General features: G+C 29.9%; 2 protein-coding genes. Both read right to left on the minus strand.

Annotated elements, in window-relative coordinates; translation table 11 throughout:
• Positions 1-725 (minus strand): condensation domain-containing protein (locus CVD18_RS21660; protein ID WP_146052901.1); only part of this gene is annotated, 725 nt, incomplete at its 3' end.
• Positions 691-3,990, minus strand: a 3,300-nt coding sequence (locus tag CVD18_RS21665; RefSeq protein WP_146052902.1) for a non-ribosomal peptide synthetase, incomplete at its 5' end; no start/stop codon positions are given. The genes CVD18_RS21660 and CVD18_RS21665, both read right to left, overlap by 35 nt.

Here is a 3,990-nt window from a genome sequence, read left to right on the forward strand (position 1 = left end):
GGTAAAGACCAACCATCTGAAGCAATATGATGCATAACCAAAACCAAAATATGTTCTATAGGTGAAATCTCTATAACTGAAACCCGTAACATATGATCTCTTGATAAATCATAGGGAGTATTGATCTTATCAGAAATTAATGACGATAATAAAACTTCTTCTGACTCTACAATACTACTGGAAAACTTCCAATTTCCCTTATCTAAAACTTCTTGAGAAACAAATCCTCCTTCATCTTCTTTATAAACCGTGCGAAGAATCTCATGTCGATCAACTACATCTCTAAATGATAACTCCAATATAGCCATATCTATAGAACCCGATAAGCGTAAAACTGAACTAATATGATAGGAAGTACTACCTTCTAACTTATCTAAAAACCATAAACGCTCTTGTGAAAATGATAATGGAATATCAACAGGACGAATATTATTTTTTTCCTTAAAACTAAGAATCGATGTTTTATAATAATTCTTGTTCTTTTCATTTTCAAAATATTCTAATAATATTCCTTTATTTAGTCTCAATTTTTCTAAGACTGTAGTATTTATTTTTTTACCTTTTGCTATGTTAACATTTAATTTATCCTCATGATATGAAACTATTATTTCATTATCATTTGCCTCTTTTAAAAGACTTAATACTTTATCTATTTCAAAAGTATTTTTATATACCTTACCACTCTTCATCCTACAGCTCAATTTGATCATAGTTTGTCGACTCATTCAAAACATTCTCTTTCCTAACTGATATATGTTTAGCAATTGATTCTATATTTGGATACTCAAAAAAAGTTTTTATATCTATCTCTATGTCCATCTCTTGTTTGATCATAGAAACCACTCTTGTAGCTAATAAAGAATGTCCTCCCAGCTCAAAAAAGTTATCATAAACTCCTATATTTTCAATATGTAATACTTTTCCCCAAATATCAACTAGATTTTTCTCTACTTGATTTCTTGGCGCTAGGTAATTATTTGTGGATAATTTAGAGAAATCAGGACTAGGTAATGCTTTCTTGTTTAATTTCCCATTAGTTGTTAATGGTATTTCTGATAATTCTATAATGAACTTTGGCACCATATACTCAGGTAAATTCATTTGTAGGTAATCTTGAAAAACTTCTTTATTAAAGCCTTCTTTAGACACTAAATAGGCTACTAAAAATTTTCCAGTTTTAATATCGGATTTAGCTAGCACTACAGTTTGTATTATTGACGAAAATTCTCTTATAACCATTTCAATTTCTGACAATTCAATACGATATCCTCTAATTTTGATTTGGTCATCAAGCCTTCCAATAAAATCTATGTTTCCATCTGGTAGCCACCGTGCTATGTCCCCTGTTTTATATATTTTTGAATTACTAAATAAAGAATTACTTAAGAATAATTTTTCATTCAGTAATTCATTGTTCAAATAACCTTTTGATATGTTATCTCCTCCGATATAAATTTCACCCACCATTCCTAATCCACATAATTTTTTAGAGCTATTTAATATATATATATTGGTGTTATCTAAAGGTTTTCCTATTGGCACTTTATTATTGTCACAAGAATTTATTGGATAATAAGTAGAAAATACTGTCGCTTCAGTAGGTCCGTAAACATGTATCATCTTCTTAGGACCTAAAATTTCTAGGGCTTTCTTTACATGAGGTACAGAAACCTGTTCTCCTCCAAACAGTAACCTTCGCATTGTAATTAGACTTTTTAAATCATGTTCTACTAAGGCATTAAATAATACTGTGGTCAAAAAGGCAACAGTAATCTTATTTTTAGAAATTATTGGCGTTAATTTATTAGGGTCAAATGCTTCATTTTCAGATATTAAAAATAAACTAGCACCATTTAACAGTGTACTAAAAATTTCATATACTGAGCCATCAAAAGAAAAATTCGACCATTGAAGTACCCGGTCTTCTGGGAATAATCTAATTGCACCTTTCTCTTTAACCAATTTATGGACATTTCGATGACTTACTAAAATGCCCTTGGGTTCTCCTGTTGTACCAGAAGTATACATAACATAAGCTCCATCCTCAGAGGTAACAGAATTATTTATTTGTGTCTTGGGATAATTAAATAATTCTTTTATTTTAACAAACTTACAACCAGATAAATCATGTTTTCGCAATAACTCTTCGCCATGGTAAGCTATATATACTACATTAGAATCTTTTAATATATATTGTAATCTTTTTAATGGGTATTCTTCATTGAGTGGAACATAAATAGCTCCACACTTTAGTATTCCTAGAATACTTATGATCATTTCAAACCCACGACAGGATAATATCCCTACTTTATCCAAGGGGTTAATTCCTTTATCAACTAAAAGTCTTGCAAATTGATTTGAATAGTTATCTAATTCTTGGTATGTCAAAGATTTTCCTTTAAATGACAAAGCCATTTTATTTGGAGTTTTATGTACTTGCTCTTCAAACAAATTAGCAATAGTTTGGTTTTTGATTTGACTTACCCTCTGTGGGTTAAATTCTTCTGATACTTTTAATCTCTCAGTTGACGTTAGCAATTCTAATTCATCAATTTTTTTTGTTGGATCCGAACATATAGATGATAACAATATAACATACTGCTCCATTATTCTCTCTATAGTTACTTTTTTAAAGAGATCACTACAGTATTCTATAGAGCAATTAAGAGTATCTTCTATATGCATTATGTTAACAGTCAAATCATATTTTGCTATTTTTTGATTAAAAGTGAGATTAGATACTTCTACTCCCTCTAATTCTAAATCAGGAATAATTTCATTATTTTGTAGAGCAAACATTACCTGAAAGAAAGGAGTTCTACTTGTATCCCGAGAAGGTTGTATTCTGTCTACTATTTTCTCAAAAGGTACTTCTTGATTTATATAAGCTTCAAGTGTAGTATGTTTAACCTTCAATAATAATTCTTTGAAACTTGGATTGCCCGTTAAATCACTTCGCAGTACAATGGTATTAACAAAGAAGCCTATTAATGATTCTGTTTCTGTCTGGGTTCTATTTGCAATCGGGCTACCTACACAAATATCATGTTCTCCGCTATATCTATTTAATAATATTTTGAAAGCCGCTAAAAGCGTCATAAATAATGTAACCCCAAATTTCTTGGATAGCTTGTCTAGTTTATCACTTAAAGCTTTTTCTAATTCAAGACTAAATACATCACCATTAAACTTTTGTGTTTTTGAACGTTTAAAATCTATAGGGAGATTTAAAGAGGACACTTCATTGAGTTGCTTCTCCCAATATTTTAATTTATCAGTTAGTCGTTCATTCGATAAATATTCTCTTTGCCATATAGCATAGTCCGAATATTGAATAGGTAATTCAACCAATAGAGGGGATTTTCTTTCCTTCTTTGACTTATACAACTCAATAAGTTCATTGACAAGAATTGGCATAGACCAACCATCAGAAGCTATATGATGTATTTTGACGATTAATATGAATTCTGTTTCGGTTCGTTTTAAAAGTTTTATTCTGATCATATGATCATTTGATAAATCAAACCCTTTATTATCTTCTTTATAAAGAAACTTATCTAGATCTTTTTCGTCTAAACATATACAGTCATCTATAATTTCTAGTTGCCAATTATTTCTTTCTAATAATTCCTGATATGGGAGACCATTATCCTCTTTATAAACAGTTCTAAGAATTTCATGCCTGTTTATTATTTCTTGAAAAGAAGCTTCCAAAAAGTTGATATCAAGTTCTCCTTTTAGTTTTAATACTGCTGGTATATTATATGCCCCATTATCATGAAGTTTATTTATAAACCATATTCTTTCTTGTGCAAATGACAATGGGATTTTTAAGGGTCTTTCTTGGCATTTAATAAGTGGGGATTTTGGCTGTTCGCTTTTTGTTTTGATAATGTTAGCTAGTGATCGTATTGTTGAGTTTGTAAATATTTCATTGATCTCAATGTTTACATCTAGTTCCTTTCTAACTCCAGAAATCAATCTAGTTGC

This window comes from Aquimarina sp. I32.4 (assembly GCF_002924285.1).
GTDB lineage: Bacteria > Bacteroidota > Bacteroidia > Flavobacteriales > Flavobacteriaceae > Aquimarina.